This window comes from Nocardioides baculatus, assembly GCF_016735675.1.
GTDB classification, from domain to species: domain Bacteria; phylum Actinomycetota; class Actinomycetes; order Propionibacteriales; family Nocardioidaceae; genus Nocardioides; species Nocardioides baculatus.
In genome coordinates this window covers 760,762-787,301 of the sequence record NZ_JAERSG010000001.1, presented here as the reverse complement: position 1 = coordinate 787,301, position 26,540 = coordinate 760,762, and the positions used below count along the sequence as shown (strand labels likewise).

The window sequence follows — 26,540 nt, the reverse complement described above, 5'->3', positions numbered from 1 at the left end:
CGGGTGGAGGTGACCATCCGTCCGGCGACCCAGGACGACGTGTCCTTCCTGACCGACGTCGTGGTCGAGGCGACGTACGACCAGGGCCGCTTCCCCGACGACTTCGACGAGGTCGACTTCCGCAGCGGGTTCGGCGGGTGGACCGCCGAGCAGGTGCGTGGCGAGCACGACGGCTCGTCGACCTCGGTGGTCGAGGTCGACGGCGTCCGCGCGGGCCGGCTGCGCGTCGTACGCCGTCGCGACCTCGTCGAGATCGCGGGCCTGCAACTGCTGCCCGAGCACCAGTCGCAGGGCGTCGGACGCACGGTCGTCGACCGGCTGGTCGCGCAGGCGCGTGCCGACGGGCTCCCCGTGGAGCTCGGCGTGGAGAAGGACAACCCGCGGGCGCGTGAGTTCTGGGAGCGCTGCGGCTTCGGCTACGTCGGCGAGGGCGAGGGGGAGCACCGGATGCGGCTGCGCTGAGCGCCACGCGGCGTCGGGCCCGGGCAGGATCGCGCCCGGGCCCGACGTCACGACCGGAGCCGACTACGGCGTCGGCAGCACGAACGGCACGGGGTCGCCGGCCGCGATCGTGAGGGTGTCACCGCGGTGGCGCGTGACCTCGCCGTCGGCGTACGTCTCACCGGTGAAGTCCTCGATCACGCGGGTCGGCTGGCCGGCGCGGAGCGTGGCGAGCGGGGCGTCGGTCTCGTCGAGCCAGCCGATGAGCTGTTCGCCGAGCTGGTGGACCAGCCCGGGCTTCTGCTGGGCGAGGTTGGTGGTCTCGCCGAGGTCCTTGCTGAGGTCGTAGAGCTCGAAGGTGCCGGCGGTGTAGGTGTAGTAGAGCTTCCACTTGCCGTCACGGACCATCGAGGCGGGACCCTGCACGCCGACATAGCCGGGCAGGTGGTGGAAGTGCGTGCGGTTGATCTTCGTGCCCTTGCTGAAGGCGGGCTTCAGGTCGATGCCGTCGAGCGGGACCCCGGCCGGCAGCGGCGCCTGCGCGTAGGAGGCAAGGGTCGTGTAGAGGTCGGTGCTGTTGATGATCGTCTCGTTGGCGCGACCCCCACCGCGGACCAGCGCGGGGTTCTCGCTCCACACGATCCACGGCACGCGGACACCGCCTTCGTACATCTGGCCCTTGTCCTCACGGAGCGGCCCGTTGTAGGCACCCGAGTTGACCGGGTCCTCCTCGCCGCCATTGTCGGAGGTGAAGATGACCAGCGTGTTGTCGGCCAGCGGCTTGCCGCCGTTGCGCGGGTCGGGGGTCTCCTCGAGGTAGTCGATGATGCGGGCGACCGACTGGTCGACACCCTCGGTGAGGGCGCCGTACGACGGCTTGGCCGGGGACTGCCCGGCCGGCTTGGCCTGGTACTTCGCGAGCAGGTCGGGTCGCGCCTGGGCGTCGTTGACCGGGAAGTGCGGGGCGAACTCGCTCACCCACGCGAGGAACGGCTCGTCCTTGCTGCGGTCGATGAAGTCGAGCGCCGCGTCGGTCTGCGCGTCGGTCACGTGCTTGTCGGTGCCGACCAGCGCGTCGAGCTGGGCGGCGCTGACTCCCACGCTGTAGGGCGCGATGTTCTCGTCGACATAGGCCTGCGTGTAGTCACCGGCGAACTGGTCGAGCGACGGCGAGACCGAGTCGTTGAACTGGTCGTTGGTGGCGAAGTAGTAGGTGGCGTGCGAGTTCTGGCTGCCGCCCCAGTTCTCGTCGAAGCCATGACTGGCGACGATCTCCTCGGCCGAGCCAGCGACGTGGAACTTGCCGGAGTAGCCCGTGGCGTAGCCCGCCTTCTGCAGGGTCTCGCCCAGGGTCTGGTAGCCCACCGGGACGGCCGTCCTGCCGTCCTCTGCCAGACGACCCTGGGTGACGCCGCGCAGCGGGGCGCTCGCCGGACCGGTGACGGCACCGACGGCGTACACGTTGTTGGTCGGGCGGGTGGCGTACTGCCCGGTGTGCAGCGCCGTGCGCGTCGGGCTGCACTGGACCGAGGCGTAGGCCTCGGTGAAGACCTGGCCCTCCTCGGCGAGTTGGTCGATCCGCGGCGTCTCGTTGTAGTCGTTGCCGTAGCCGCCGTTGGTGAGGCCGGTGCTCAGGTCGGCCCAGCCGAGGTCGTCGGCCATGACGAAGACGATGTTGGGGCGGGGCGCCTGGGTCGGCGCGGCGGCGGTGCTCGCCGGGGTGGTGCTGAGGGCGGGCGCGACACTGGCCAGGGTGAGGACGGCCGGAGTGGCGATCGCGGTGATCAACTTCCGAGAGGGCATTCGAGAGGTTCCTTCTGCAGGGGTGGGTGACAGCTCGAGGACTATCTGTAGTTCTTCGGTGCACTTACTGTAGTCAGATAGGTTGGGCCCATGACGACCCGCCACGATGTGAGCCGTCCGCTGCTCCCGTTGGTCGAGGCTCACGAGTCGGCGACACCACCGTCGGAGCACGCCGGCTCCTGCTGCGCTCCGACCGCCGATCGGTCTGCCGCGCCAGACGCCCCCGCCGTCCCCCGCGGCCAGCGGAGCACGCGCGGCCAGGTGCGCGTCCCCGCGGGCACGTTCTGGATGGGTGACAGCCACGGCGACGGCTACGCCGCGGACGGCGAGCTGCCGGTCCACGAGGTGCAGCTGTCGGCCCACCTCATCGACGCCAAGGCCGTGACCAACGCGCAGTTCGCCACCTTCGTGAAGGCGACGGACCACGTCACCGACGCCGAGCGCGACGGCGTCTCCGCGGTCTTCCACCTCGCGGTCGACGCGGCGCCGGCCGACGTCCTGCAGAGCGCCGCCGGCGTGCCGTGGTGGCTGGCGGTCCGTGGCGCGGACTGGCGGCACCCCGCCGGCCCCCGCTCGGGCATCGCGGACCTGCAGAACCACCCCGTCGTCCACGTCTCGTGGCGCGACGCGCAGGCCTACTGCCGCTGGGCCGGCAAGCGGCTGCCGACGGAGGCGGAGTGGGAGCACGCGGCGCGCGGCGGGCTCGACCGCGCCCGCTACCCGTGGGGCGACGAGCTCGGCAGTGGCGGACGGTGGCGCTGCAACATCTGGCAGGGCGAGTTCCCTCGCCGCAACACGCTCGAGGACGGCTACCTCACGACCGCGCCGGTGACGGCCTTCCAGGCCAACGGCTACGGGCTGTTCAACACCGTCGGCAACGTCTGGGAGTGGTGCCAGGACGCGTTCCGCCCGAGCGAGTACGCCGACCGCGCGGGCGCGACCCCCGCCGTCGACCCGGTCGCCGCGGAGCCGGCGGACGTCGACGAGGCGCTGATCAGCCGGGTGATGCGCGGCGGGTCCTACCTCTGCCACGACAGCTACTGCAACCGCTACCGGGTCGCGGCCCGCTCCTCCAACACGGCCGAGTCGTCGTCGGGCAACATCGGCTTCCGCTGCGCCAACGACGAGGCGTGACCCCGGCTTCGACGGCGACCTAGGCTCTCGTCATGGAGACGATCCTGCTGCTGGTGGTCCTCGGAGTGCTCGGCGCCGTCGCGGTCGTCGCGAGCCGTCGCAGCAAGGCAGGTGAGCTGCGGCGGCGCGAGGACGAGCTCGCACCGGTCAAGAAGCTGGCGTTCGAGGACATCACCGCCTTCGGTGTCGACCTGCAGGAGCTCGACTACGAGCTGAGCGGGCACGAGCTCGACGCCGGCGCCAACGCCGACTACCAGCGCGCGCTCGACACCTACGAGTCGGCCAAGACCGCGGGTGACTCCATCACGAAGCCCGAGGACATCCGGCACGTCACCTCGATCGTCGAGGACGGCCGGTACGCCATCGCATGCGTGCGCGCCCGGGTCGAGGGACGGGCGCTGCCCACCCGACGACCGCCGTGCTTCTTCGACCCGCGCCACGGACCGTCCGTCGCCGACGTCCTCTTCGTCCCGCCGGACGGCATCGAGCGGGACGTGCCCGCGTGCGCCCTCGACGTCGAGCGCGTCAACGCCGGCGCCGAGCCGGACGTCCGCAAGGTGATGGTCGGCGCCCAGCGCGTCCCCTACTACCAGGGCGGTCGCGCGTACGAGCCCTACGCCGCCGGCTACTTCGGCGCCTTCGGCCCTATGACGTGGATGTTCATGGGCGGGATGATGTTCAGCGACTTCGGGTCCGGCTACGACGGTGGCGACGGGGGCGGAGACGGCGGCGGTGGTGGCGACGGCGGCGGCTCGGACGGCGGTGACGGCGGTGGGTACGACGGCGGTGGCGGCGATGGTGGGGGCTTCGACGGCGGCGGCTTCGACTTCGGTGGCTTCTGAGCGCGGGCGACCATGATCGACACCGTTCCGTGGAGCGACGGAGTGTGGACGAACGACCCCGCCGACGTCGTGACCGACGGCACTGGCCTGCACGTCACTGCCTGTGAAGGGAGCGACGCCTGGCGGATCACGTCCTACGAATTCATCCACTCCTCCGAGCACGCGCTCCTGGCACCGTTCGAGCCCGAGTCCGCGATCGAGGTGCAGTTCCGCCTCGACTTCGCCGAGCAGTTCGACCAAGCCGGCATCTTCGTGAAGGTCGACGACGAGACGTGGATCAAGGCCGGCGTCGAGCTGAGCGACGGGGAGGAGAGCCTCGGCGCCGTGGTGACCAGGGGAATGTCGGACTGGTCCCTGTCCCCCGTCCCGGACTGGTCAGGGCGGTTGGTGACCATCCGCGGCAGCTGGTCGGGCAACTCCCTCACCGTGCGTGCGCGGGTCGACGACGAACCGTGGCGCCTCGTCCGCGTCGCACCACTCGATGCGGCCGCACCGGTGACGGCAGGACCGTTCTGCTGCGCACCGACCCGCGCCGGGCTCACCGTCCACTTCACCTCGTGGCGGACCACAGCGCCGGACGCTGAGCTGCACACGAGCGCCTGAGCCTCTCTCGCGATCGTGCGCGCGCGGAGAACCAGTACACGCATGCACATAGGTGGACTGGGGCATTGCGGTGGAATGACGCGATGCTCCGGCCTGGGATCGCGACGTTCTAGGTGGCCAGGTGCAGAGTGTGGACTCCAACAAACGAGGGGAATCAGCACAGTGGGCGCGCCATACGTCTCAATCAAGCGTCTCGCCGATAACTCGCTCGCGGCGATGCTGTCCGCGGTAGAGGTCTATAACAAGCCGCAGATGACCTACCGCGACGAGGTAACCGTGATGCTCGTCGTGAACTCTTGGGAGCTGGCGCTCAAGGCGACCCTGCGGCAGAAGAACCGCTCGATCTTCTATCCTAAGCAGCGCGGCGAGCGCTACCGATCCATCGGGATAGACGACGCCCTTGGGAGAGTCAGCGCCAGCGATTTGTGGCCGGCCGGCGTCGACGGACCCGCCGTAACTGCGAATATCAAGGCGCTCACCGAGTACCGCGACCGTGCGATCCATCTTTACAACGCGCAAGGACTCGCCGCGGTCATCTACCCCTTCCTGCAGCAGAACGTCCTGAACTACCGGGACTTCATGCTTGCCAAGTTCAAGAAGGACCTGGCCGACTCAATGACGTGGCAGCTGCTGCCACTCGGTGCAACCGCGCCGTCCGACGCCGTGCAGTTCATGAAGGTCGACCGCAACGCCACGATGGTGGTGGAGGTCGAGGAGTTCATCAATGAGCTGCGCAAGCTGATGGACGCTGCGGAGAACTCGAGCGGTGATATGTCGCGAGTCGCGACGGTCTACGACATCAACATGCAGTCGGTGAAGAAGATGTCGAGCGCGGACCTCGTGGTGGCAGTGTCGCCGACGGCGGATGGGCAGGTGGTCGTCCGCAAGACCGATCCGAATCAGACCCACCCGTACAGCGCCACCGAGCTACTCAACAAGGTGAATATGAAGCGAAACGGACGGGACCTCTCGAGCTACGACATCCAGGCAATTTGCTGGAAGGAGTCGCTGCGTGAGAACGCTAAGTACGCCTGGAAGCACAGCAACGGCGCGACTCACGTCTGGTCCGGCGATGCGCTTTCCTACTTGGCGTCGCTCTCGGACGAGCATTACGAGTCCGTCCGTTCGGAGTACGGGGCCCAGCGTCGGACGAACGCGGGCAGCTAGGGCACCGCTGGCAGATACGTGGGGGAGCTGACGCTGGAATCGCCCTATCTGTCGTCTGCATGCGCTCTCGCGGGGTTCGCGCCAGCCACTGCGCGGCGGTAAGGCGGCGGACGGACTGCGAGGATTGCCAACGCAGCCTAACGGTGCCGGGCTCCGCGTTTGTGAGTGCGGGCGTAGTCCCGGATGACTGGCTTCCTGCGTTGCTGCGGCCTCTTCGCTCGCGGCCACCGGACCCGGCTCGGTTGGAGGAGCTGGCCCGGTCAGGAGCTTGACCAAATGGCATTAGCGGGGCGGATGCGTCTGATCGCAGACGATCCTATGACTGCTCAAGAGTGCCGAAAGCGGCCTCGCGAGTTGCGCTGGTAGATCACGTCCCGAATCTCCGAGCCCACACGACGCTGTACTTCGATGACGTATTCGGCGACATCTGGAACACCGTCAAGTACAGAGAGTTCTACGACGACGTCTTCGAGCGCACGCCCCTTCCTTCGCTCCTGAAAGGGGAAGGCATCGATGGCGGTGAAGGTCTGGGTGCCTCGAGCGGGTGCACCCGGGAAGATGGTTGCACCCGTGTTCATGGGTGACAACCTAACCTTCGCTAGGTGCGTTGCGACGAGTCTCTCGGTGTCTATGACGAGGACGTCATGAGGGATGTCGCGGTAGAGGCGAGCCTGGAGAAGTCGATTAAGCCGCCGTTCGTCAAGCCAGAAGAACACCCGAGAGTTAAGGATGTGCAGCCACTCCGCGACGGTCACGTCAATCAAGCTCGGTTCAAGGTTGTGGAGTTTTAACGGCCCCTGATCTCGAATGACCACGTCGCCGACAACCGGATGTTGCAATCTGAACCCGTGCGAGCGGCGTTCGTGCAGGATCTGGTTCGCAATTGTGGAGTCGACAGTGCATTCATGAACAAGTTGAGCTGTGGTCTTTAACCCGATTCTTTGAATGGCTTCCCAACTGCCGGCTTCGGCCATGTGGAACAGCCGCGGGTAGTTGCTTAGAAGAACGCCGAGGTCCATGTTTCCTTCCTTGAACTAACTTGTCTATTCCTAGAGGTGCCATGCAGCGATCACTATTGCTAACTGATATTTGGTCGTGTGCTGGTTAAGCAATATGGACCAAAATTCACCATCGTCGGCGATCAATGACACTTCTGATGTCGAAGCGGGTGGTGATCAGACTTACGGGAACCCCGGAAACCCGTTCTACCTCTTCGATGAACTGGATCGTGTCGGGCGTCAATTGGTCGTACCGCTGGGCTTGACGGTTCTTCACGCTGATGTAGTCGGCGAACGTGAGAGCGATGTCGGTGGCACCGTTCAGTTCGACGCTGGTCCGCAGGAGGTCCCAGTCGAACTCGGCGACGCGCCGTTGTCTTCCACTGACCGAGCCCTTCTCGGTCTCGAGGAGTTCTGCGAGGGGGATCCCCGATCGATCAGCGAGTTCTTCATAGGTGATCTCCTGAGACATGTATCCGGAGGTCGTGCCGTCACGGTCCGGGTTCTGAACGCGGATCGGATAGGTGCGGATTACGAGGATGACGCGACGAAGCCGCCTGGGCCCGATCCCCGACTCAGCAAGGGTCCCGGAGGTGGTGGTGTCGCGGCTGGTCACATGCGGGTAGTGACCGTGGTACAGGCTTAGGGCCGTTCCCTGGGTCCCTTCGAGGAGGACGCGTCTGTTACCTCTGAAGGTCTCGCTGAGGACATTGCGGGTCGGTTCGAGGTACGGGGCAAGTTCAGGCGCATCGCGGGCGAGCCGGACGGGTGTGTCAACCGCTGCCGCACTTCGCCCCAGAATTCGCCGGGCCGCCGCTGCCCCACCCCCCTTTCCCGTTGAGGCAATGTCAGCCACGATGGTCCTTTCGAACTCACGGTCAGCGGGTTCGATGATCATGGCTTGCGGGTCAATGGAGAGCCTCTCGGCCTCAATCTGACAGAACGCAATCTCCTCTTGCAGAAGGGACACATCGAGGGTGGCGCCAGGTCCAATGACTAGTTTGGCGTCGCCGTTCGCGAGGGTTCCCGAGGGAAGAAGCCTGTGGGTGTACGGGCTGGGCATGGGAACCGTGTGGCCTGCGTTCGGCCCGCCCACGCGCATCAGGACGTCGTACTCACGCGCCAAGTAGAAGGCGATATTGCCTTTGCCCTCGCTTCCGTACTGCCCTCCAATGAGTACGTCGACTAGACGTTGATCGGCTGGGGGAAGGAGGGCGAGTGCTGCGGCGGCGCGGATGAGGACGTCGCGTTCGTTGCTGCGTTCGGTGTCGATGGCAACGTCTGCGTCGTCCTTTAGGTCGCCTACGCCGGCTTCGGTGGGGTCGGATGCGACGTCGTCATAGGACTTCAGTTCTGCGATTCCGGAGTTGAGACGTTCAGAATACCTTCTGGCCAGGACGGTGGTCGAGGAGAAGAGGTGGACGTGGACCACGGCGCCACCGAACGCCTCTCTTAAGGCGTCGATCTGTGAGTGGATCCGAACTGAGTCCACGACCAGTAGGTCGTCGAGAACCTCGGACACATGAGGCTGCTTCAAACCAGGTTTGGCAGCAGCGCCCGAGACTGTGGCGGCGATCGCGTCTGCCACCCACCGTCCTGCGGTCTCGCGGTCGAGCTGCGCACCAAAGCGCTGTAGCGCTGCTCTCTCAAGAGGGAGTTTCTGGCCGCGTGCTTTCGCGGCTAGGGCCAGCAGTTCTCGTGTGCGTACGTGGCGGGCGCTGTAATGCGCCGACAAACCACGAGCCAGTGTCGACTTTCCGGCACCGACCTGCCCAGAGATCACGACCAGACGAAACCGCTTCACTGTGGCGACCCCGTGGCTCGGGCGGCCCGCGACCTTGAGGGCTTGGTGTATACGACGGTCTTGATGCCTCGGTCGAGGAGAGTCCGGCCAATCGTGGTCTCGATGAGGTCCCACCGCCCGCCCGCCTGGCCCGCCCCGATCCGGGGAATGTGAACTTCGCGCCCCTGTTGCTGGGCGATATCAGCGATCCGCTCCAGCGCCTCTCCCAGAGCGACGTAGGAAAGCCTGGGCGTGCTGCTGGGACCGAAGCCGGATTGCACCACCATTGATGCGATGTCGACCATAGGCCCTCCCGTCGAGGCTGGTACGTCGACGATGTGGACGTTTCCGAGGGCGAGATTGTCCGGGTCGGCGATGGCCCAGGACCTGAAGGCGCGTGCCGCGTCGGGTACGTGCCGCGCCAACGATCCGGCGACACCGGTTTTGCCCCACGCGCGTGCGGAGTCGGAGACGACGTGGGCGATGAGTCGTCGTGTCACGTCGTTGCCGTCGCTGACAGCTCCGGGTTCGGGCTGGACGGCGTCGCTGATGTCGGCGGTGACGAACTGGAGGCGTTTGTCACTGCGCTCGACAGACTCGGGGGGTTCCACGATCGCAAGGACTCGCGGAGATCGAGCACCTGGGTACGGCGATACTCCCACGACCTGAACCGACCTAAGCGTGGTTTGAAGTGGTTCAAGCCCGCGAGCGGTCTGACCTACTGCAACGGGCGCGGCGAAAATAGAGGTCGCTGCGAATTGTTGGTGCGGTTCGACTTGCCGGTCGCCGTAGCGAGAGGACAGAACGTAGTCGACCCTGAGGGGCGCCCCTGTGTGGTCTTGCGTCCTCGAAAGGGCTACCAGGTCAATTTGGCGTTCACACGCGTGCACGAAACGACGTAGAAGTGCCTCGGTTGAGACATCGAACCTTGCGCGTTGCGCCATCAAAAAGTCGATGTCGGTGGAGGTGTTGGTGATGCCCAGCATTTCGGTGCTCGGCATCAAAAGTTCTGCCGCCGCAATGTTGCACAATAGTTCTAGTTGCCAGTTGTCGTCGGTGGTCGCATGTTCCAGGGCGCCCTGCGGAGTCCTGTGTCGGGTCTTGAGTCCTGCGTCGTCGAACAGGGCGTGCGCAAGCTCGTGCGCGACGCTGTAGCGCAGACGGCCCGGGGGGCGGGTGGGGTTGTACTCAATGGTGAGTCCGGGGGCGGACTTGAAGGCATTCAGACCAACCGACTGTCTCCGCTGATCGGGACCGGACTCAGCTGGGCCCGGGTCCGACGACAAGTCTTGGACCAGTTGGGCATCGCGGACGTCGTAACGCGGACGCAGTTTGATCCCCAGGTGTTCGGCGAGCTCGAACGGGTTGAGGGGCTGCGTGGGGAGCCCGGCGTCTGCTGCTGCGAGAAGCAGTGAGCCAGCGGTTTGTGTGACGGCTTCGACTGGGTCGCGTCCAGCCGCGAAGTCCCGTACCGATTGGTTCGTCCATTCGGGATCAGGTTCATTGCCAGCCATGTGTGGACTCTAGGAGATCGCGATGGCATTCGCTGGGACAACCCGTGGGCGCGGCTGAGCCACTCGCTGGCGGCGGATGTCAGGTTTCTAACCTGGGCGACTCAACGACGATCGAGCAGTGAGCGGGCGACCGCACTCAACTCGTGAGCGCCTCCGACCTAGCGCCCGTGTCAGCAAACAGAGGAAGCTGACCCTGCAGCACGCTCGCTAGGGCGGGGGGGCTGTAGCGGGTTGACTTAAGCACCTTCCCGTCTGAGCGTAAGAGAGGCTGTCCGTTTACATCCAACTTGCTCATGTTTGACCGATGCACCTCACGAATAACGGCGTCAAGATCGATGCCGTAGGTCAGAGCGGATCCGTAGGCGACGTATACGACGTCTGCGAGCGCGTCCGCAATCGGTACCACGTCTCGTTCGTCTGTCCCCTCTGCGAACTCCTCGGTCTCCTCACGCAGAAGACGAACACGCAGTTGAGCCAGCACGTCCCCGACGTGGGCATCGGGGAGAGGCTGGCGCGGCAGATTGAACGCTTCATGGAACTCGATCACCTGACGCATGACCTCACCGACATGGGCAGTCGGAACGGCGTGACAGGCCCTCTCAAAAGCCTCGCTACGGGTATCGGTAGTGGTGCCGTTGGTCACTGTGAGCATCAACTGCGGGCCGGTCGGCTCGATGTCGAGCTCGAGCTCGAGCTGAACCGAGGCTGAGGCGTCCAAGACTTCGCCATCGGCAGCCGTGGACAAGTGCAGGTGGGTCAAACCACTGGTGGCTCCCCAAGACGCTCCGCGACTCGTGCGGGCGGAGGTTTGCTTCGATGGCACGACCCAACTGTCGCACACGCGAACACTTGCTGGGGAACGCCATGGGTAGGGTCCACGACACGGACCGAAGCTAGGGACACCGGCGGGAAGATGGTGCGGATCCGTCAGATGATGATCGCGAAGTCCTGTGCGCTGCGAAGGGTTGTCCGATGATTATGCGTTACACGTCAGCCGAGATGGCGTCCCTATGGTCTGAGGATGCGAAGCTCAGTCGCTGGCGCGACGTCGCGGTCGCAGTTGCCCACGCGCAGTACGAGATGGGCGTGGTGCCCGCCGAGGCCTTGGACCAGATCAGAGCCGCCCCGGTTCCTCTCATCGAACGCGTCAGGCAGATCGAGGCGGACACCCGCCACGACGTTGTCGCGTTCATAAAGGCATTCACCGAGCCCATGGACACCAAGACCGCCGGTTTCGTCCATCGGAACCTGACCAGCAGCGACATCGTCGACACCGCGCAGGCGATGGCCTTGCGGACTGCGAACAACTGGATTCTGGCCGAGGCGCGCCGCTTCACCGTTGCGCTCGGAAGTCAGTCGCTCAAGCACCGAAACACAGTATGTGTAGGCCGAACCCACGGACAGGCAGCAGCACCAGATGTCTTCGGGCACAGGCTCGCCGACTTTGCGTTTGCCGTAGAACGGTCAGTTGTTCGCCTGGAAGCAGTTGGCAACGATTTGGCGGTCGTTAATCTGACCGGACCGGTCGGCACCGGAATCAACTTGAGCCCCCGGTTGCGTGAGCTAGTGGCGTCGCGGCTGAACCTAGGCGTGCCAAACGCGTCTACACAGGTGATTTTCCGTGACGCCTTGGCCACCTGGGTTGCCGACCTTGCGGTGCTGGGCGGCATCTGTGAGGCGTTCGCCACAGACGTTCGGCTAGGCGCGCACGATGGTGTTGCCGAGCTAAGCGAAGGCCAAGGCCCGTACCAGGTCGGTTCATCCTCGATGCCTCACAAGAAAAACCCGATAACAGCAGAGCAGATCTGCGGGGTCTCGCGTCTTCTGCGAGGCTATGTCGGCCCAGTTATGGAAGACATCGCGCTGTGGCAGCACCGCGATCTGAGTCACTCATCGGTGGAGCGAGTTGCGATCCCGGACGCTGCGGCGCTGGCCGAACATCTGCTGTTGAAGTCGACCCAGTTGTGCTTGGGCCTAGAGGTTGACGTGAAGCAGATGTTGCGGAACGTGGAGCGAGCCGGCCGGGAACTCGCCTCAAGCCGGATGCTGAGGGATTTTCTGGCGGCCGGGATGGATCGGACCGAGGCCGTGACCGCGTCACAGGCGTGGGTCGAAGGAGCTGACGGCACCGAGCACGAAGTCAACCAAGACGCGGCCGCGCCGCTGATGTGGCCCCGCCTAGAACCGGCGGTGGCAGTTGCGGTGCAGGAAGTCTTGGACAGCGAGACTCTGAACGCCATGTTCGCTGATGTTGAGTTGCTCGTGGGCCGGGCAGCCAAGGATCTGCCCGCCCCGTGCTGATGACACAAATTTCTGCATTCAGGGGCGGTTGGACCGGGGTCCTCGCGACTTGGGCACTGAATTCTGTAGCCGGAGATCTGCTAGTTGGTCTTCAAGTTCGGCGAGTCGATTCTGTAGTTCGGTGACGTCGTCTTCGCGCCGGTCCACGTCACCGTTGACGTCGTTGATTCGGGGTACGACAAAGACGCTGAATAGCGTTACAACGAGCACAACGATCCCGAGGATCCCAATCGTGGGTATCAGGAGCTCAAGATTGCGGACCTTTTTCTTGGCTTTGTTGGCAGTACGGGCGATTCGCGCTGTACTGCTCTCGGGCCACTTGCCAGAACCGACCGCCTGGCGAACGTAGCCCCCGACCAGTCGGTCATGCGTTCGCGACGCGGCGAATGGCACATACATGCCCTGGCGGCCAGGGAGTGCCAGTGGTGTGGCCGCGACAGGGCTGGCGGTCGTCGGGCTGGCCGCGGCCACATCAACGGGCGCAGGGCGGGCGGGTGCGGGCAACTTGCTGAGCTTGGTGAACTCGACCCAGATCACGCCTTCGCCGCCAACGAAGGTGTAGTCGTTCTCTGTCAGGTTATGCAGGGGAAGCGCGATGCGTCCCACGAAGCCTGGGTCGATCAGCGGACCGGTACCAACAAGCAGCCCTTTGTAGACGTTATCGATCTTTAGATTGTGACGAAGCGCGATGTAGTCCGGCAAACGAAAGAATGGCTCGACGGTTAGAAACGTTATGCTGTTCTTCCTGATCGTGATCTCTTGCCCTTTCGCAAGAGTTCCGCTCTGTTTGTCCCCGTTCTCGTCGATGTAGACGTAGTCTCCAACGAGGGCGACCTCGTAGCTCGCCGATTTCAACTTCTCAGGGTGAAACGGGTAGATCATGCCGGTCTGTGCCACGTAATCGACGATGTCAGCACTGTTTAGCAGGGCCGGCCTGATGTCTGGGAAAGGATCTATCTGTCGCCACGAGAGATACTGTGCGTGCGCTTTGGCGTCACTCTTCGCGATAGCGACGACGCTGTTGTGCTTCAGCGCGGCGTCGCGCTCACCGGTTCGGTCATAGTCCTTTGGGTCCACTCCACTAATGCTCACCGCGCCATTTGTACACGACGCGACCGTTAGCTAGAGCGCCGCGTGGCCGACTCAGGGCGGACCGCTTGTTTGCGTTGCCGCGGGCTCCCGCGACGCCTGCGGTCGCAGCATCACCGTCGACATCATCGTCGCTGAGTCTGAGGCCGGCAGCGATCACTCCAGCACCAAAGAACCTGCGCCGAATCGACGCGAACTCACCCTGAAGGGCAAGGTCTATTCGACAGCGGTCGGTTGGCCCAGCTGGGGCAACGCCTTGATTGGCCGGGTCGGAAGGTCCCGTGGAGGGGCGACTCGTAGAGCCGCGCTGCCGTGCTTCCAACCGTGCCCGGTGACCCTCGATCGTGGTCACCCTGGAGGACACCGGAACATCTAGTGCAACCCTGCGGACCGGTCCGCCACAGAGGCAGTTGCTGTCTATCAGCCGCCCGCGGACTCGACCTGCGTCATAGTGGGCGATTAGCAGCGGCAGACGCCACGTCTCGACCACCGGTGTCACGCCAACAGTGCTTACGAGTGCGCGGACGGCGGGCTCCTACCTGCGCCGATGGAACCGGACGTCCCCGTTGGCAAGGCGCTGGAGGTGAAAGCGTGCGTCGTGGGCACGGTGGTGGTGATGGCTGCAGAGGAGCTCGCCGTCGTCGAGGTCGGTGAGGCCGCCCTCGGACCAGGGATCCCGGCGGTGGTGGGCCTCGCACCATGTGGCGGGGACGTCGCATCCCTCGGCGCGGCAGGTCTGGTCGCGGATCACGAGCGCCTTGCGCTGGGCCGGGGTGAACAGTCGTCGACCGCGGCCCAGGTCGAGCGGGAGACTGTCACCGCCGAGGACGGCGGGCAGGATCGTCGCGGTGCAGGCCAGGCGTCGGACCTGTGATGCGGTGAGCCGGTCGCCGGTGAGGTCGTCACCGGGCACCAGTCCGGCGCCGATGACGTCAGCGGCTGCGAGCTTGGCCTGGAGCGAAGCGAGGGGGATCGTGACGATGACGGTGGTCGCGTCGCCACCGTGGAGCGGGAGGCGGGCCGGGTCGACGGCCTCGAGGAACTGGGCGAGCGCATCGCCCATCCGCTTGGGGTACGCCGGCCGTACGACCGCGTCTCCTCCTGTGCCGACCCCGGCGACGCGCGGGTTGGTGAACGCCTCGAGGTAGGTCGCGAACCGGGTGGCCACGGCGTCGGGAACCCGGCCCGAGATCCGGGTGGTGCCATCGCCGAGGCGGCGCATCGTGAGCCGAGTCCGCTCGGCCGCGTTGGCCTCCTGCTCGGCCAGCCGGGCCGCCTCCGCGGCCTCGGCGATCTCCGGCGCCACGACCTCGAGGACGCGGCGACCGATCCGGCCGAGCTCCTTCGGCCCGAACTCCGCCGCCTGCGCCACGAGGTGTGCCTCAGCCGCAGCCACCGTGTCGGCGTCCACGGACGAGGGGAGCGCGTCGACGGTCCGGCGGATGACGTGCGCCTGCGCCAGCGTCACCGACCCCTCGCGCATCGCCGCGGCGACGAGTGCCCGGTCGCGGTCGAGGGCGGCGGCGAGCGCGAGGTCGGCACGGGCATCGCTGAAGCGCGTGCGAGTCGCCTTCGCCAGCCACCCCGCGGCATCCTTGGCCGCGGTCTCGTGCGCCAGGTCGCCGGCGTCGGCGAGGATCCGGAGCCGCAGCTCGGCCAGCTGCGCCTCGGCTCGGCCGAGCTCGGTGAGCGCGTCCGCCTTGTCGGCGGTCGACATGAAGGTGGGGTTCACGCCCGCCACGCCCTTGAGCGCGGCGCGTACGTCGGAGGCCGCAGCCACGATGGGGTGGGACACAGTCGGCCTCCTCTCGACGACGGGTCGTCACGCACGCGCGTGACGGACAACGGTCGTCGCTCCTGGAGGCCCCACTGGGGCTATTACTCACCCTCGCAACTCGTCCGCATCACCACCGGGAAGGCGCACCATCGGAGCTGGTGGCCCAGAGGCTAGGAACGTAGGACCACTTTACTTCGCAACCACACTATTCGTCAACCTGTTCGAGCGTGAGCGCGGCGCCGTTGATGCACCACCGCTGGCCCGTGGGCCGGGGGCCGTCGCCGAAGACGTGCCCCAGGTGCCCTCCGCAGGTGGCACAGCTCGCCTCGCGACGGGGAAACAGCAGCTTGAAGTCGGTGTGCACCTCCACCGCACTCCGGCTGGCCACCTCGGAGAAGCTGGGCCAGCCCGTGCCCGACTCGAACTGGTCCGTCGAGCGGAACAGCTCGGCCTGACAGCCGGCACAGCGGTACACGCCGTCCGGTCCGGCGGACGGGTGCGCATACGCGCTGCTCCCGGGCGCCTCGGTCCCCGCCTGGCGGAGCACGCGGTAGGCCTCGGGCGAGAGGCGTTCGCGCCACTCCGCGTCCGTGCGTACGACGGGTGGCTGAGGTCGGGCGCGGCGCTTGAACACAGGACGAGCCTAGGCAGGGTCGCCTGACCTCAGCAGGAACCGCCGTCGCCGCCGGGACCTCCGCCGCCGTGCGAGAAGTCGCCCCCGACCCCGACCGTGCCGCTCCAGCCGCCGGCATGACCGGCCTGCCGGCGTAAATCCGGGTTGCCGGGCACCAGGATCGCGTCGAGGAACGCAGCCAGGGCGGCGACCACCGCGAACCAGGTGCCGAACACTCCGGCAAGGGCGACGCGGCCGCTGCCGGTCAGCACGACCACCACGATCGCGACGAGGACCGTCGCCACCGCCACGGCAGCGAACGTGAGCCACGACGTACGGGCGTGGGGAGCGAGCAGACGCCTCAGGGTGCGCATGGTGCGAGTGTGCTCCCGCGCGGCCGCCTCCGCCAGAGGGTGGTGCGCCGGCTCAGGACGCTGCCGCGCCCGCGATGTTGACCAGCCAGCCGATCCCGAAGCGGTCGGTGAGCATGCCGAACTCGTCGCCCCAGGGGGCGGCCTCGAGCGGCTGGCGTACGGTCCCGCCCTCCGACAGACCGGCGAACCACGCGCGCAGGCGCTCGGCGTCCTCGGGGCCGCCGGACAGGCTCACCGAGACGTTGTCGCCGAAGGTGACCGCCGCCATCTCCGGCGGCGCGTCGGCACCCATCAGCACCAGGCCACCGGGCACCTCGAGCTGGCCGTGCATGACCTGCGACGCGAGCGGCCCCTCGGTGCCCATGTCGCCGAACGTCATGACGGTGAGCTCGCCCCCGAGGACGGAGGCGTAGAACTCCATCGCCTCGCGCGCCTGCGCGTCGGGGAAGTTGAGGTAGGGGTTGAGGTTGATCGACATCGTCGGCTCCCGATGGTCGGTGTGGTCCCGCCACCGTAGTGACTCGGTGCGCTGCCGCGGAACCCTCGGTGCGGTCGACGGGACCGATGCCCGCCCCACCCGGATCACGAGCCGTCCCCGGCGGTCGTGCGCTCCCTCATCGATGGCCCTCCCAAGCTCGATCGACCATCCACGCAACCACGGACCGCGCGGCGGGGAATCACCCGTCAGGGGGAAGTTGACGAGGCAACCAGTGACGGATGCGTCAGTCGGTGCCGGTGTGACCCCTGAGCAGGTCGCCGAAGGGGGTCACGTCGGACTCGACCTGGGTGCCGGACGTACGCCGCGGGCGGGCCGCGAGGTCCGGTGCGAAGCCGCCGACGGAGTAGTCGCCCTGGCTCAGCACGGCCGCGGCCAGCTCGGACGCGGCGCGGGTGATCCGGTCGGACAGCCCGTGGCTGCCGAAGTCCTCGGTCGCCGCGAACACCCCGGTGGGTACGACGACCGCGCGGAGGTAGGCGAAGAGCGGGCGCATCGCGTGGTCGAGGACCAGCGAGTGCCGGGCGGTGCCGGCGGTCGCGGCGATCAGCACCGGCGTACCGGTGAGCCCGTCGGGGTCGAGGGCGTCGAAGAACATCTTGAACAGCCCGCTGAAGCTCGCGTTGAAGACCGGAGTGACGGCGACGAGCCCGTCGGCCGCGGCCACCTGCTCGCGCAGCGCGGTGAGCCGCGGCGTCGGGATGCCGCCGGTCACCATGAAGGTGGCGAGCTCGGACGCGACCTCACGCAGCTCGACGTAGTCCATCTCGACGGACTCGCCGCGCGCGCTGACCTGCGCCGAGGTGGCCTCGGCGATCTGGTCCGCGAGGAGCCGGGTGGACGACGGGACGGTGAGTCCCGCCGTCACCACGACGATCCGACTCATGCGTCGACCTTCGCGGCAGCCAGCTCCTCGGCGCGAGCCCGTGCAGGCTCGACCAGGTGGTGCGGCGCGTCCGGGCCGGCGGCCACGAGCGAGGCGTGGGTGGGCGGGTCGCTCGGCACGTGGGCCGGGCGGCGGCGCTCGAACTCCTTGCGGAGCACCGGCACGACCTCGGTGCCGAGCATCTCGACCTGCTCCATCACCAGCGACGTCGGCAGGCCGGCGTGGTCGACGAGGAACAGCTGGCGCTGGTAGTCACCGACGTAGTCGGCGAAGCCGAGCGTCCGCTCGATGACCTGCTCGGGCGTGCCGACGGTCAGCGGCGTCATCTCCGTGAAGTCCTCCAGCGACGGGCCGTGTCCGTAGACCGGGGCGTTGTCGAAGTAGGGCCGGAACACCCGCTTGGCCTCGGCCTCGGACGACGCCATGAAGACCTGGCCGCCCAGCCCGACGATCGCCTGGTCCGCGGCGCCGTGGCCGTAGTGCTCGAACCGGCGACGGTAGAGCCGCACCATCGCCTCGGTGTGCTCCTTGTTCCAGAAGATGTGGTTGTGGAAGAAGCCGTCGCCGTAGTAGGCCGCCTGCTCGGCGATCTCGCTGCTGCGGATCGAGCCGTGCCACACGAACGGCGGCGTGCCGTCGAGCGGCGCGGGCGTCGAGGTGTAGCCCTGGAGCGGCGTACGGAACTGGCCCTGCCAGTTGACCTTCTCCTCGCGCCACAGCGTGCGGAGGAGGTGGTAGTTCTCGACCGCGAGCTTGATGCCGTCGCGGATGTCCTTGCCGAACCACGGGTAGACCGGGCCGGTGTTGCCGCGGCCCATCATCAGGTCGACGCGACCGCCCGAGAGGTGCTGGAGGAAGGCGTAGTCCTCCGCGATCTTCACCGGGTCGTTGGTGGTGATCAGCGTGGTGCTCGTCGAGAGCAGGAGCTTGTCGGTCTTCGCCGCGATGTAGCCGAGGTGCGTGGTCGGCGACGACACGACGAACGGCGGGTTGTGGTGCTCGCCGGTCGCGAAGACGTCGAGCCCGACCTCCTCGGCCTTGAGCGCGAGCTGGGTCATCGACGCGATGCGCTCGGCCTCCGACGGCGCCCGGCCGGTGGTCGGGTCCTCGGTGACGTCACCGACGCTGAAGATGCCGAACTGCATGGTCTTCCTTCCCTGGAGCCAGACTGGTTGAAGTTTGTACCACCCTCAACGGGGCCGGGGCGCCCAGTATTCCGTGGAATCGCCGGGCACCGTTACGGCGTTGGAGCCATGTCCGGGCGCACGCTCGGAGGAGAGACCCGCTCGAGAGGAGCGACGATGACCGACTTCACCCCCTTCGAGGAGCTGCTGCGCTCCTCCCGCGGCCTGCTCGAGGACGCACCCTTTGACCGCTGGCTCCACGCCCAGGAGCTGTTCGCGGAGAAGTCCTACCGCGAGGCGGCCGTGCTGCTGACCGAGCTGCTCGACGACTCCACCGACGTGGGCCACGAGCTCACCGACGTACGCCTCCTGCTGGCGCGCTCGCTCTACCACTCCGCCCAGCTCAACGGGGCGATCCGGGTCGCGACCGAGCTGCTCGAGCACGACCCCAACGAGCCCTACGCCCACCTGCTCGTCGGCCGGTCCCTGCAGCGCCAGGGCAAGGCCGACGAGGCGCAGCCGCACCTGCGCCTGGCCGAGCTGCTGGGCGGCTACCGGGTCTGACGTGTCCGGGGCCGGGCGCCGCGGCGACGGTTCGGTGAACACTCGCTCGAACCGGCCGTCGCGGCGCGACAGCGGTCGTCGTACGCCCGCATGCTGGTGAGGTGACCAGCTACGGCGACCACGCAGGACCGCTCGCCATCGCCCACCGCGGTGGCATGGGGCTCGCCCCCGAGAACACCCTGGCCGCGTTCGGCCGGGCCACGGCGCTCGGCCTCGGCTACGTCGAGACCGACGTCCACACCACGCGCGACGGGCACGTCGTCTGCTTCCACGACTCCGACCTGCGGCGGGTCACCGGGCACCCCGGCCGGGTGGCGGACCTCGACCTCGCGGACCTGCGCCGGCTCCGCGTGCACGGCACCGAGCCGATCCCGACGCTGGCGGAGGCGATGGGGACGTTCGCACGCACCCGGTTCGCCATCGACCTCAAGGACGAGGCGGCCATCGCCCCGATGGCGCGGCTGCTGCGCGCGAACCCGCGCTGGGCGGAGCGGGTGTGCGTCGCCGGGGCGTGGAGCACGTGGCTGAGCCGTCTCCAGGACGAGGCGCCCGGCGTCACGACCGCCCTCGGCTGGCGCTCGCTGACCACCCTGATCGCCTGCTCGAGGGGACGGATCCGACCCCTGGGCGTCAGCAGGTCGGGCGGTGCCTTCGCCCACGTGCCGATGCGGCTCGGACGGCTCCCGATCCACTCCGAGCGCGTCATCGCCCGCGCCCACGACCTCGGCATCCGGGTCGTCGTGTGGACGGTCGACGACCCCGGCACGATGCGTACGCTCCTCGACGCCGGCGTGGACGGGATCATCACCGACCGACCCGACGTCCTCCGCGAGGTGCTGGTCAGCCGCGACCAGTGGGTGCGGCCGGAGGTCAGGGTGCCCTAGGCGTCCTGGAGGACCTCGACCCGTACTCCGTGGGTGACCGCCCACAGGACGGCCTGGCTGCGGCTCTGCACGCCGGTCTTGCGGTAGGCGCTGCGGATGTAGGACTTCACCGAGTTGAGCGAGATCCGCATCTCCTGCGCGATCTCGTCGTTGCTGCGGCCGGTGGCGATGAGGGCGAGGGTCTCGCGCTCGCGCGTGGTGAGCATGTCGACCTCGCTGGGGCCTCGCTCCCCGTGCGGCGCCACGCCGACGAGCGGCGGTGCCACGACGTGCTGGCCCTCGTGGATCGAGCGCAGCGCGCGGCCGAGCTGGGCGGCCGTCAGGCTCTTGCCGAGGTAGCCCGCGACACCGTTGACGAGCACGTCGTCGACCAGGCCGGGGTGGTGGTTCCAGGTGAAGACCGCGACCCGACGGATGTAGGGGTCTGCGACCGCACGGGCGAGGGTGGTGTCCTCGAGCGACGTGCCGTAGGTCTCGACGAGGGCGATGTCGAGCGGTGCGCGCATCCGCTCCTTGATGCTCCCCATCTCGAAGCCACCGAGGGTCCGGAGCATGCTCTCGAGGCCCCGGCGGACGAGCTCGTCACCGCCGAGCAGCCCAATACGGATGTTCATGTGAAGTCCTGACGGTCCTGTGGTGAGGGACGCACGGTGGTGCGGTCTCGACGTCCCCCCGGACCGTCGCCGACACCATAGGTCTGGACCAGTGCAAAGCGACCTGCGCGACGTGCGGTTGAGCGTGAATCGGAAGACGAACTCCACCCTCAAGGGTGGACGAGTCGGGGCCTCTATACCCCCTAGGGGTATGGTGGACCCATGAGCGAGCAGCACGGACACCTCGAGGGCAACGACGAAGCCGTCCAGGCCCACCTCAAGCGGCTGCGCCGGATCGAGGGCCAGGTGCGTGGGATCCAGCGGATGGTCGAGGACGAGAAGTACTGCATCGACATCCTGACCCAGGTCTCCGCCGCCACGAAGGCCCTCCAGGCACTGGCGCTGTCGCTGCTCGACGACCACATGGCGCACTGCCTCGTGGACGCCGCCCGGCAGGGCGGGCCTGCGCAGGAGCAGAAGCTCAAGGAGGCCTCCGAGGCCATCGCGCGCCTCGTGAAGTCCTGACCCCGTCCCCCTCCCCCGAAGGAGCTGCACCATGAGCGAGACCACCACCTACACCGTCACCGGCATGACCTGCGGCCACTGCGCCGCCTCGGTCACCGAGGAGATCTCCGAGCTCGCCGGCGTCGAGGACGTCGCCGTGGTCGTCGAGACCGGAGCCGTCACCGTCACCAGCGCCGCGCCCCTCGATCCCGCCGCCGTCAAGGCCGCCGTCGAGGAAGCCGGCTACGCGATCGCATGAAGGCACCCCACGACGTTCTCCCCCGCCGCTGCGCTCGCCCGAACTACGCCGCGGGGACCCCATGAGCACGCCGGTCCGCGTCGTCGCGTTCGTCACCGCCCTGGTCGCCGCGTTCGCGCTCGCCTGGGGCGCGGGTGCCGTCGTGGGACCGATCGACACCGGGACCGTCGCGGCCCACGAGGGCGCCGACCACGGTGGCGACGCGGGTCACGGCGACGAGCACGGCGCGACGACCGCAGCCGACGTCGGCGGCCTCACCGCGCGGGCGGACGGCTTCACCCTGGAGCTGGCCGACCGGGAGGTGGCCGCCGGTCGCACCCGGCTCGCCTTTCGGGTGCTCACCTCGAGCGGGCGGCCGCTCCTCGACTACACGCGCGAGCACGACAAGGACCTGCACCTCATCGTCGTACGCCGTGACCTGACCGGCTTCCAGCACGTGCACCCGGTGCTGGACCGTACGACCGGCACCTGGTCCGTCGACGTCCGCCTGACGCCGGGCGTGTGGCGCGTGGTCGCCGACTTCACGCCGGAGGGCTGGGAGGGCATCACGCTCGCCGACGACCTCGCGGTCGCGGGCGACTTCGCCCCGGAGCCGCTGCCGGAGGACAGCCGGACGGCGACGATCGAGACCGACGAGGGCACCTACACCGTGACCCTCGAGGGCGACACCGCCCCGGGCGCGAGCACCGTGCTCACCACCCGCATCGAGCTCGACGGCGAGCCCGTCACCGACCTCGAGCCCTACCTCGGCGCCTTCGGTCACCTCGTCGCGATCCGGGCCGGCGACCTGGCCTACCTCCACGTGCACCCGGAGGAGGGCGAGCCCGGTCCGGGCATCGAGTTCGCGACCGCCTTCCCCGAGCCGGCGACGTACGGCCTCTTCCTGGACTTCCAGCACCGCGGCACCGTCCACACGGCCGCCTTCACCGTCGAGTCCGGCGGTGCGCCCGCGGGCGACCACGCGGAGGGAGGCGACCATGAGCACTGACGTCGAGCTCGCCATCACCGGCATGACCTGTGCGTCCTGCGCCAACCGCATCGAGCGCAAGCTCAACAAGCTCGACGGCGTGACCGCGACGGTCAACTACGCCACCGAGAAGGCGAAGGTCACCTACCCCGGCACCGTCTCCACCGACGACCTGCTGCGGACCGTCGAGGCCGCCGGCTACGCGGCCTCGCTGCCCACCCCTCCCGGCGCCGACGTCGCGGACGAGGCACCCGAGCGCGACCCGCTCCTCCAGCGGCTGCTGGTCAGCGCCGCGCTGAGCATCCCCGTCGTCGCCCTGGGGATGGTCACCGCCTGGCAGTTCACCTACTGGCAGTGGGCCTCCCTCGTCCTCGCTGCACCGGTCGTGGTGTGGGGCGCCCTGCCCTTCCACCGCGCCGCGTGGACCAACCTGCGCCACGGCGCGACGACGATGGACACCCTCGTGTCGGTCGGCGTGCTGGCCGCGTTCGGCTGGTCGCTGTGGGCGCTCTTCCTCGGCACCGCCGGCGAGCCCGGCATGACGCACCCGTTCCGGATCTCGATCGACCGGACCGACGGCGCGGGCAACATCTACCTCGAGGCCGCCGCCGGGGTGACCACGTTCCTGCTGGCCGGCCGCTGGCTCGAGCATCGCTCGAAGCGCCAGTCCGGGGCGGCACTGCGGGCCCTCCTCGAGCTCGGCGCCCGTGACGTCGGCGTCCTGCGTGACGGGGTCGAGGTGCGGGTGCCCGTCGACCAGCTGGTGGTCGGGGACGCGTTCGTCGTACGCCCCGGGGAGAAGGTCGCGACCGACGGCGAGGTCGTCGAGGGCACGTCCGCCGTCGACGCCTCGATGCTCACCGGCGAGTCGGTGCCGGTCGAGGTACGTCCCGGCGACGCGGTCGTCGGCGCCACCGTCAACGCCGGCGGTCGCCTCGTGGTGCGCGCGACGCGCGTCGGCGCCGACACCCAGCTCGCCCAGATGGCGCGGCTCGTGGAGGACGCGCAGAACGGCAAGGCCGAGGTCCAGCGCCTCGCCGACCGGGTCTCCGGCGTCTTCGTGCCGGTGGTCATCGGGCTGGCCGTGGCGACCCTCGGCTTCTGGCTCGGCGCCGGCGGCGGCGCGACCGCTGCCTTCACCGCGGCGGTGTCGGTGCTGATCATCGCCTGCCCGTGCGCGCTCGGCCTGGCCACGCCGACCGCCCTCATGGTCGGCACCGGCCGCGGCGCCCAGCTCGGCATCCTGATCAAGGGGCCGGAGGTGCTCGAGCAGACCCGCCGTGTCGACACGATCGTGCTCGACAAGACCGGCACGGTGACCACCGGCGAGATGACCGTCCACGAGGTGGTGGCCGCCGAGGGCGAGAGCGCGGCGGACGTGCGCCGCCTCGCGGCCGCCCTCGAGGCGGCGTCCGAGCACCCGATCGGCCGGGCCGTCGCGGCCTCGGTCGCCGACCTGCCGGCCGTCGAGCTGCCCCACGTCGAACACTTCGCCAACGTCGAGGGCCTCGGGGTGCAGGGCGTCGTCGAGGGCCACGCGGTCGTCGTCGGGCGGCCACGGCTGCTGGCCGACTGGTCGCAGCACCTCGATGCCGACCTGGCCGACGTCGTCGAGCGCGCCCAGCGCGAGGGGCGTACGCCGGTCGCGGTCGGGTGGGACGGCCGCGCCCGGGGCGTCATCGTCGTCGGCGACACGGTCAAGCCGTCGTCGGCCGAGGCGATCGCCCGGCTCCGCGACCTCGGGCTCACCCCCATCCTGCTCACCGGCGACAACGCCGCCGCGGCGCAGCAGGTCGCGGACGAGGTCGGCATCGAGACCGTCGTCGCGGACGTGCTGCCGGCCGACAAGGTCGCCGAGGTGCAGCGGCTCCAGGCCGCGGGCAAGGTCGTCGCGATGGTCGGCGACGGGGTCAACGACGCCGCCGCCCTCGCCCAGGCCGACCTCGGCCTCGCGATGGGCACCGGCACCGACGTGGCGATCGAGGCCAGCGACCTGACCCTCGTGCGCGGTGACCTCCTCGTCGCCGTCGACGCGATCCGGCTCTCGCGGCGCACGCTCGCGACGATCAAGGGCAACCTGTTCTGGGCGTTCGGCTACAACGTCGCCGCCCTCCCGCTCGCCGCCGCCGGCCTGCTCAACCCGATGCTCGCCGGCGCCGCGATGGCGTTCTCCAGCGTGTTCGTGGTGACCAACAGCCTGCGGCTGCGCGGCTTCCGGTCGTCCACCTAGCACCGACGGTCGAGGAAGGCGCTCTGCGCCTGTCACGACCCCACTCCTGTGATGGGTCTCGTGACGGGACTCCGTCCCTCCTCGACCAGCGGTGGCGGCTGCTACGGCGCGATGCCGATGCCGTCGATGCGCGACCACGCCTGCTCCTGGGCGGCCGTCATCGTCGGCCAGGAGCGGCCGCCGGGCCGCGCGGCCACCCGGGTGTCGTACGCCGCCGGGGTGAAGGCGGGGTCGAGGAAGCAGCCGCTGCCGTAGACCGCGTCGAACCCCGGGCAGGACCCGGCGATCCCGGCGGGCGTCGGCTTCCGGCCCGTCGACACCCAGGTCGTGAGTGCGTCCATCGCGGCGGCGTACCCGCTGTTGCTGAGCGAGCTGTGCTCGGACTCGCGGGTGAAGACCTGCACCAGCAGGTCGTCGGTGCCGGCCCCGACCCGCGTCGCGCGGTAGGCCGACTCGTGCTCGACGAATGCCGTCGGGTCGTCGATCGCGTGGAGGGTCACGGTCGGGACCGTGACGGCGCCGGTCAGGTCGCTGTCCCACGTGAGGTCGCGCCGGGCCGACGGGTCCGCCGCGAACCGCTCGACGCCCCGGTTGAGGGCCCGGTCGTCGTGGCTGCCGGAGTAGCGGATCCCGACGTTGCTGAACGGGTTCCGGCCGCCGAGCCGCTCGTGGACGATGTCGCGGAAGGTGAAGGTCGCGAAGCGCAGGTGCGACTCGAGCGTCCGCTCGGGGACCTTCGTCACGGCGAGGATGTCGGTGAGGTTGCGCTGCTGGAGCGCCGTGCGCTCCGCGGGCGCCTGCGAGACACCGGTGCACTCCTCGAGCCGCGCGCGCAGGCCGGCCGACGTCATGGTCGAGTCCTTCCGCAGGCCCATCCACAGGGGGTACTGCGGCTCGGTCGGACGCGGGTGGTTGCCGCAGTAGTACTGGTAGACCACGCGCAGGTCGACCCGGTAGTCGTAGCCGCGCGAGGCGCCGGCCAGCACGCCGTTGGTGAGCAGCACGCCGTCGTACGACGTCGGGTGCACCTCGACGAGCTTGGCCGCGACGTCGCCGCCCCACGACTGGCCGTGCGCGAAGGTGCGCGCGGGCTCGCCGAAGGCAGAGACGAACTCCTGCCGGGCACTCTCGGTGTCGGCGACCGCCATCCGGGTGCCGTACCCGCCGCGGCGGTAGGCCGAGCCGACCCAGGCGTAGCCCTCGCGGACCATCACCGCCCACCGGTCGAGGTCCTCCACGCTGCGCTCCGGGTCGGACGCCGTGCCCAGGTCGGGGCCGCCGTGGGCATGGACGACGAGGTCGCCTGCCCAGTCGTGGGGCACGGCGACGGCGTACCACGCGCCGTGGGCGTCCTGCCCGGTGAAGCAGTCGGCGACGTCCGCGACCGAGGCCGGGCACGAAGCGGGCGTCGGCGCGCCCTCGGCATGGGCCGCGACGGGCGGGAGGAGCCCCGCGGCGAGGAGCGCGGCTCCGGCGGCGAGGCGGGTCGGAAGGGATCGCATGTCGTCCTCCAGGAGGTCACCCGGCGCCGAGATGCACCGGATGCCTGCGACGCTAGGCGGATGTGACGTGCGTCTCACCCTTGCGTACGTTG

At 68.4% G+C, this 26,540-nt stretch carries 26 protein-coding genes; 12 read left to right on the top strand and 14 right to left on the bottom strand.

Annotated features, from left to right (window positions below):
• Window positions 1-9 precede the first annotated feature (9 nt).
• A complete protein-coding gene (locus JI751_RS21395; RefSeq protein ID WP_201933575.1) occupies window positions 10-462 on the top strand; it encodes a GNAT family N-acetyltransferase in 453 nt (150 codons plus the stop codon).
• 63 nt (window positions 463-525) lie between these two features.
• On the opposite strand, the gene JI751_RS03865 is transcribed toward JI751_RS21395, so the two are convergent.
• Window positions 526-2,244, bottom strand: a complete 1,719-nt coding sequence (locus JI751_RS03865; RefSeq protein WP_201933567.1) for a sulfatase-like hydrolase/transferase — start codon at window positions 2,242-2,244, stop codon at window positions 526-528.
• A 90-nt stretch (window positions 2,245-2,334) separates the two neighbouring features.
• Between JI751_RS03865 and JI751_RS03860 the strand changes: the two genes are divergently transcribed.
• From JI751_RS03860 to JI751_RS03845, 4 genes are all read left to right on the top strand, one after another.
• Window positions 2,335-3,378 carry a formylglycine-generating enzyme family protein gene (locus tag JI751_RS03860; protein ID WP_201933566.1) on the top strand — a complete coding sequence of 348 codons (1,044 nt, stop codon included), beginning with the start codon at window positions 2,335-2,337 and terminating at the stop codon, window positions 3,376-3,378.
• A 32-nt stretch (window positions 3,379-3,410) separates the two neighbouring features.
• Window positions 3,411-4,220 carry a hypothetical protein gene (locus tag JI751_RS03855; RefSeq protein WP_201933564.1) on the top strand — a complete coding sequence of 270 codons (810 nt, stop codon included), beginning with the start codon at window positions 3,411-3,413 and terminating at the stop codon, window positions 4,218-4,220.
• A 12-nt stretch (window positions 4,221-4,232) separates the two neighbouring features.
• On the top strand, window positions 4,233-4,823 hold the full coding sequence (locus JI751_RS03850; protein WP_201933562.1) for a DUF1349 domain-containing protein: 591 nt from the start codon (window positions 4,233-4,235) through the stop codon (window positions 4,821-4,823).
• Between the two features lie 162 nt (window positions 4,824-4,985).
• Window positions 4,986-5,990 carry a DUF3644 domain-containing protein gene (locus tag JI751_RS03845; RefSeq protein WP_201933560.1) on the top strand — a complete coding sequence of 335 codons (1,005 nt, stop codon included), beginning with the start codon at window positions 4,986-4,988 and terminating at the stop codon, window positions 5,988-5,990.
• 326 nt (window positions 5,991-6,316) lie between these two features.
• Here JI751_RS03845 and JI751_RS03840 read toward each other — a convergent pair whose 3' ends face one another.
• The 4 genes from JI751_RS03840 to JI751_RS21705 form a co-directional block, all read right to left on the bottom strand.
• On the bottom strand, window positions 6,317-7,009 hold the full coding sequence (locus JI751_RS03840) for a DUF7002 family protein (RefSeq protein WP_201933558.1): 693 nt from the start codon (window positions 7,007-7,009) through the stop codon (window positions 6,317-6,319).
• Window positions 7,010-7,115: 106 nt separating this feature from the next.
• Window positions 7,116-8,576, bottom strand: coding sequence for an adenylosuccinate synthetase (locus JI751_RS20825; protein ID WP_307813789.1), 1,461 nt, complete (start codon window positions 8,574-8,576; stop codon window positions 7,116-7,118).
• 212 nt (window positions 8,577-8,788) lie between these two features.
• Window positions 8,789-10,285: an ImmA/IrrE family metallo-endopeptidase gene (locus JI751_RS03830; RefSeq protein WP_201933553.1), complete on the bottom strand. Its 1,497-nt coding sequence runs from the start codon at window positions 10,283-10,285 to the stop codon at window positions 8,789-8,791.
• A gap of 136 nt (window positions 10,286-10,421) precedes the next feature.
• Window positions 10,422-11,108, bottom strand: coding sequence for a pyrophosphohydrolase domain-containing protein (locus JI751_RS21705; RefSeq protein WP_307813787.1), 687 nt, complete (start codon window positions 11,106-11,108; stop codon window positions 10,422-10,424).
• 149 nt (window positions 11,109-11,257) lie between these two features.
• Between JI751_RS21705 and purB the strand changes: the two genes are divergently transcribed.
• Window positions 11,258-12,586, top strand: a complete 1,329-nt coding sequence (gene purB / locus JI751_RS03820; protein WP_201933550.1) for an adenylosuccinate lyase — start codon at window positions 11,258-11,260, stop codon at window positions 12,584-12,586.
• Between the two features lie 18 nt (window positions 12,587-12,604).
• Here purB and JI751_RS03815 read toward each other — a convergent pair whose 3' ends face one another.
• The 7 genes from JI751_RS03815 to JI751_RS03785 form a co-directional block, all read right to left on the bottom strand.
• Window positions 12,605-13,663: a hypothetical protein gene (locus JI751_RS03815; RefSeq protein WP_201933549.1), complete on the bottom strand. Its 1,059-nt coding sequence runs from the start codon at window positions 13,661-13,663 to the stop codon at window positions 12,605-12,607.
• Between the two features lie 547 nt (window positions 13,664-14,210).
• On the bottom strand, window positions 14,211-15,470 hold the full coding sequence (locus JI751_RS03810; protein ID WP_201933548.1) for an HNH endonuclease signature motif containing protein: 1,260 nt from the start codon (window positions 15,468-15,470) through the stop codon (window positions 14,211-14,213).
• Window positions 15,471-15,657: 187 nt separating this feature from the next.
• The gene (msrB, locus tag JI751_RS03805; RefSeq protein ID WP_201933547.1) at window positions 15,658-16,086 is read right to left on the bottom strand and encodes a peptide-methionine (R)-S-oxide reductase MsrB; all 429 of its coding nucleotides are present in this window, start codon (window positions 16,084-16,086) and stop codon (window positions 15,658-15,660) included.
• Between the two features lie 29 nt (window positions 16,087-16,115).
• Window positions 16,116-16,439, bottom strand: coding sequence for a hypothetical protein (locus JI751_RS03800; protein WP_201933545.1), 324 nt, complete (start codon window positions 16,437-16,439; stop codon window positions 16,116-16,118).
• Window positions 16,440-16,491: 52 nt separating this feature from the next.
• Window positions 16,492-16,917, bottom strand: a complete 426-nt coding sequence (locus tag JI751_RS03795) for a VOC family protein (RefSeq protein WP_201933544.1) — start codon at window positions 16,915-16,917, stop codon at window positions 16,492-16,494.
• A gap of 244 nt (window positions 16,918-17,161) precedes the next feature.
• The gene (locus tag JI751_RS03790) at window positions 17,162-17,821 is read right to left on the bottom strand and encodes an FMN reductase (protein ID WP_201933542.1); all 660 of its coding nucleotides are present in this window, start codon (window positions 17,819-17,821) and stop codon (window positions 17,162-17,164) included.
• Window positions 17,818-18,966, bottom strand: a complete 1,149-nt coding sequence (locus tag JI751_RS03785) for an LLM class flavin-dependent oxidoreductase (RefSeq protein WP_201933541.1) — start codon at window positions 18,964-18,966, stop codon at window positions 17,818-17,820. Before JI751_RS03785 ends, JI751_RS03790 begins: the two co-directional genes overlap by 4 nt.
• Before the next feature lie 156 nt (window positions 18,967-19,122).
• Between JI751_RS03785 and JI751_RS03780 the strand changes: the two genes are divergently transcribed.
• Together JI751_RS03780 and JI751_RS03775 are read left to right on the top strand one after the other, a co-directional pair.
• Window positions 19,123-19,509 carry a tetratricopeptide repeat protein gene (locus JI751_RS03780; RefSeq protein WP_201933540.1) on the top strand — a complete coding sequence of 129 codons (387 nt, stop codon included), beginning with the start codon at window positions 19,123-19,125 and terminating at the stop codon, window positions 19,507-19,509.
• Between the two features lie 101 nt (window positions 19,510-19,610).
• Window positions 19,611-20,393: a glycerophosphodiester phosphodiesterase family protein gene (locus tag JI751_RS03775; protein WP_201933539.1), complete on the top strand. Its 783-nt coding sequence runs from the start codon at window positions 19,611-19,613 to the stop codon at window positions 20,391-20,393.
• Here JI751_RS03775 and JI751_RS03770 read toward each other — a convergent pair.
• On the bottom strand, window positions 20,390-21,007 hold the full coding sequence (locus tag JI751_RS03770; protein WP_201933538.1) for a response regulator transcription factor: 618 nt from the start codon (window positions 21,005-21,007) through the stop codon (window positions 20,390-20,392). The genes JI751_RS03775 and JI751_RS03770 overlap by 4 nt on opposite strands.
• A 201-nt stretch (window positions 21,008-21,208) precedes the next feature.
• Between JI751_RS03770 and JI751_RS03765 the strand changes: the two genes are divergently transcribed.
• The 4 genes from JI751_RS03765 (at window position 21,209) to JI751_RS03750 (ending at window position 24,946) form a co-directional block, all read left to right on the top strand.
• Complete coding sequence (locus tag JI751_RS03765; RefSeq protein ID WP_201933536.1) at window positions 21,209-21,511, top strand: metal-sensitive transcriptional regulator; 303 nt, start codon at window positions 21,209-21,211, stop codon at window positions 21,509-21,511.
• Between the two features lie 31 nt (window positions 21,512-21,542).
• A complete protein-coding gene (locus JI751_RS03760) occupies window positions 21,543-21,749 on the top strand; it encodes a heavy-metal-associated domain-containing protein (protein WP_201933535.1) in 207 nt (68 codons plus the stop codon).
• Between the two features lie 61 nt (window positions 21,750-21,810).
• On the top strand, window positions 21,811-22,737 hold the full coding sequence (locus JI751_RS03755) for a DUF8832 domain-containing protein (protein WP_201933532.1): 927 nt from the start codon (window positions 21,811-21,813) through the stop codon (window positions 22,735-22,737).
• The gene (locus JI751_RS03750; RefSeq protein ID WP_201933528.1) at window positions 22,727-24,946 is read left to right on the top strand and encodes a heavy metal translocating P-type ATPase; all 2,220 of its coding nucleotides are present in this window, start codon (window positions 22,727-22,729) and stop codon (window positions 24,944-24,946) included. Before JI751_RS03755 ends, JI751_RS03750 begins: the two co-directional genes overlap by 11 nt.
• Window positions 24,947-25,047: 101 nt before the next feature.
• Here the strand turns inward: JI751_RS03750 and JI751_RS03745 are convergent, their stop codons facing one another.
• On the bottom strand, window positions 25,048-26,448 hold the full coding sequence (locus JI751_RS03745; RefSeq protein ID WP_201933526.1) for an alpha/beta hydrolase family protein: 1,401 nt from the start codon (window positions 26,446-26,448) through the stop codon (window positions 25,048-25,050).
• Between the last annotated feature and the right edge of the window lie 92 nt (window positions 26,449-26,540).

Coding starts and splice junctions, on each gene's coding strand:
- JI751_RS03855 (WP_201933564.1), top strand. CDS start 3,411: ATGGAGACGATCCTGCTGCTGGTGGTCCTCGGAGTGCTCGGCGCCGTC.
- JI751_RS03750 (WP_201933528.1), top strand. CDS start 22,727: ATGAGCACTGACGTCGAGCTCGCCATCACCGGCATGACCTGTGCGTCC.
- purB (WP_201933550.1), top strand. CDS start 11,258: ATGATTATGCGTTACACGTCAGCCGAGATGGCGTCCCTATGGTCTGAG.
- JI751_RS03785 (WP_201933541.1), bottom strand. CDS start 18,966: ATGCAGTTCGGCATCTTCAGCGTCGGTGACGTCACCGAGGACCCGACC.
- JI751_RS03850 (WP_201933562.1), top strand. CDS start 4,233: ATGATCGACACCGTTCCGTGGAGCGACGGAGTGTGGACGAACGACCCC.
- JI751_RS03745 (WP_201933526.1), bottom strand. CDS start 26,448: ATGCGATCCCTTCCGACCCGCCTCGCCGCCGGAGCCGCGCTCCTCGCC.
- JI751_RS03765 (WP_201933536.1), top strand. CDS start 21,209: ATGAGCGAGCAGCACGGACACCTCGAGGGCAACGACGAAGCCGTCCAG.
- JI751_RS03790 (WP_201933542.1), bottom strand. CDS start 17,821: ATGAGTCGGATCGTCGTGGTGACGGCGGGACTCACCGTCCCGTCGTCC.
- JI751_RS03865 (WP_201933567.1), bottom strand. CDS start 2,244: ATGCCCTCTCGGAAGTTGATCACCGCGATCGCCACTCCGGCCGTCCTC.
- JI751_RS03770 (WP_201933538.1), bottom strand. CDS start 21,007: ATGAACATCCGTATTGGGCTGCTCGGCGGTGACGAGCTCGTCCGCCGG.
- JI751_RS03830 (WP_201933553.1), bottom strand. CDS start 10,285: ATGGCTGGCAATGAACCTGATCCCGAATGGACGAACCAATCGGTACGG.
- JI751_RS03840 (WP_201933558.1), bottom strand. CDS start 7,009: ATGGACCTCGGCGTTCTTCTAAGCAACTACCCGCGGCTGTTCCACATG.
- JI751_RS03760 (WP_201933535.1), top strand. CDS start 21,543: ATGAGCGAGACCACCACCTACACCGTCACCGGCATGACCTGCGGCCAC.
- JI751_RS03755 (WP_201933532.1), top strand. CDS start 21,811: ATGAGCACGCCGGTCCGCGTCGTCGCGTTCGTCACCGCCCTGGTCGCC.
- JI751_RS03800 (WP_201933545.1), bottom strand. CDS start 16,439: ATGCGCACCCTGAGGCGTCTGCTCGCTCCCCACGCCCGTACGTCGTGG.
- JI751_RS03860 (WP_201933566.1), top strand. CDS start 2,335: ATGACGACCCGCCACGATGTGAGCCGTCCGCTGCTCCCGTTGGTCGAG.
- JI751_RS03795 (WP_201933544.1), bottom strand. CDS start 16,917: ATGTCGATCAACCTCAACCCCTACCTCAACTTCCCCGACGCGCAGGCG.
- JI751_RS03780 (WP_201933540.1), top strand. CDS start 19,123: ATGACCGACTTCACCCCCTTCGAGGAGCTGCTGCGCTCCTCCCGCGGC.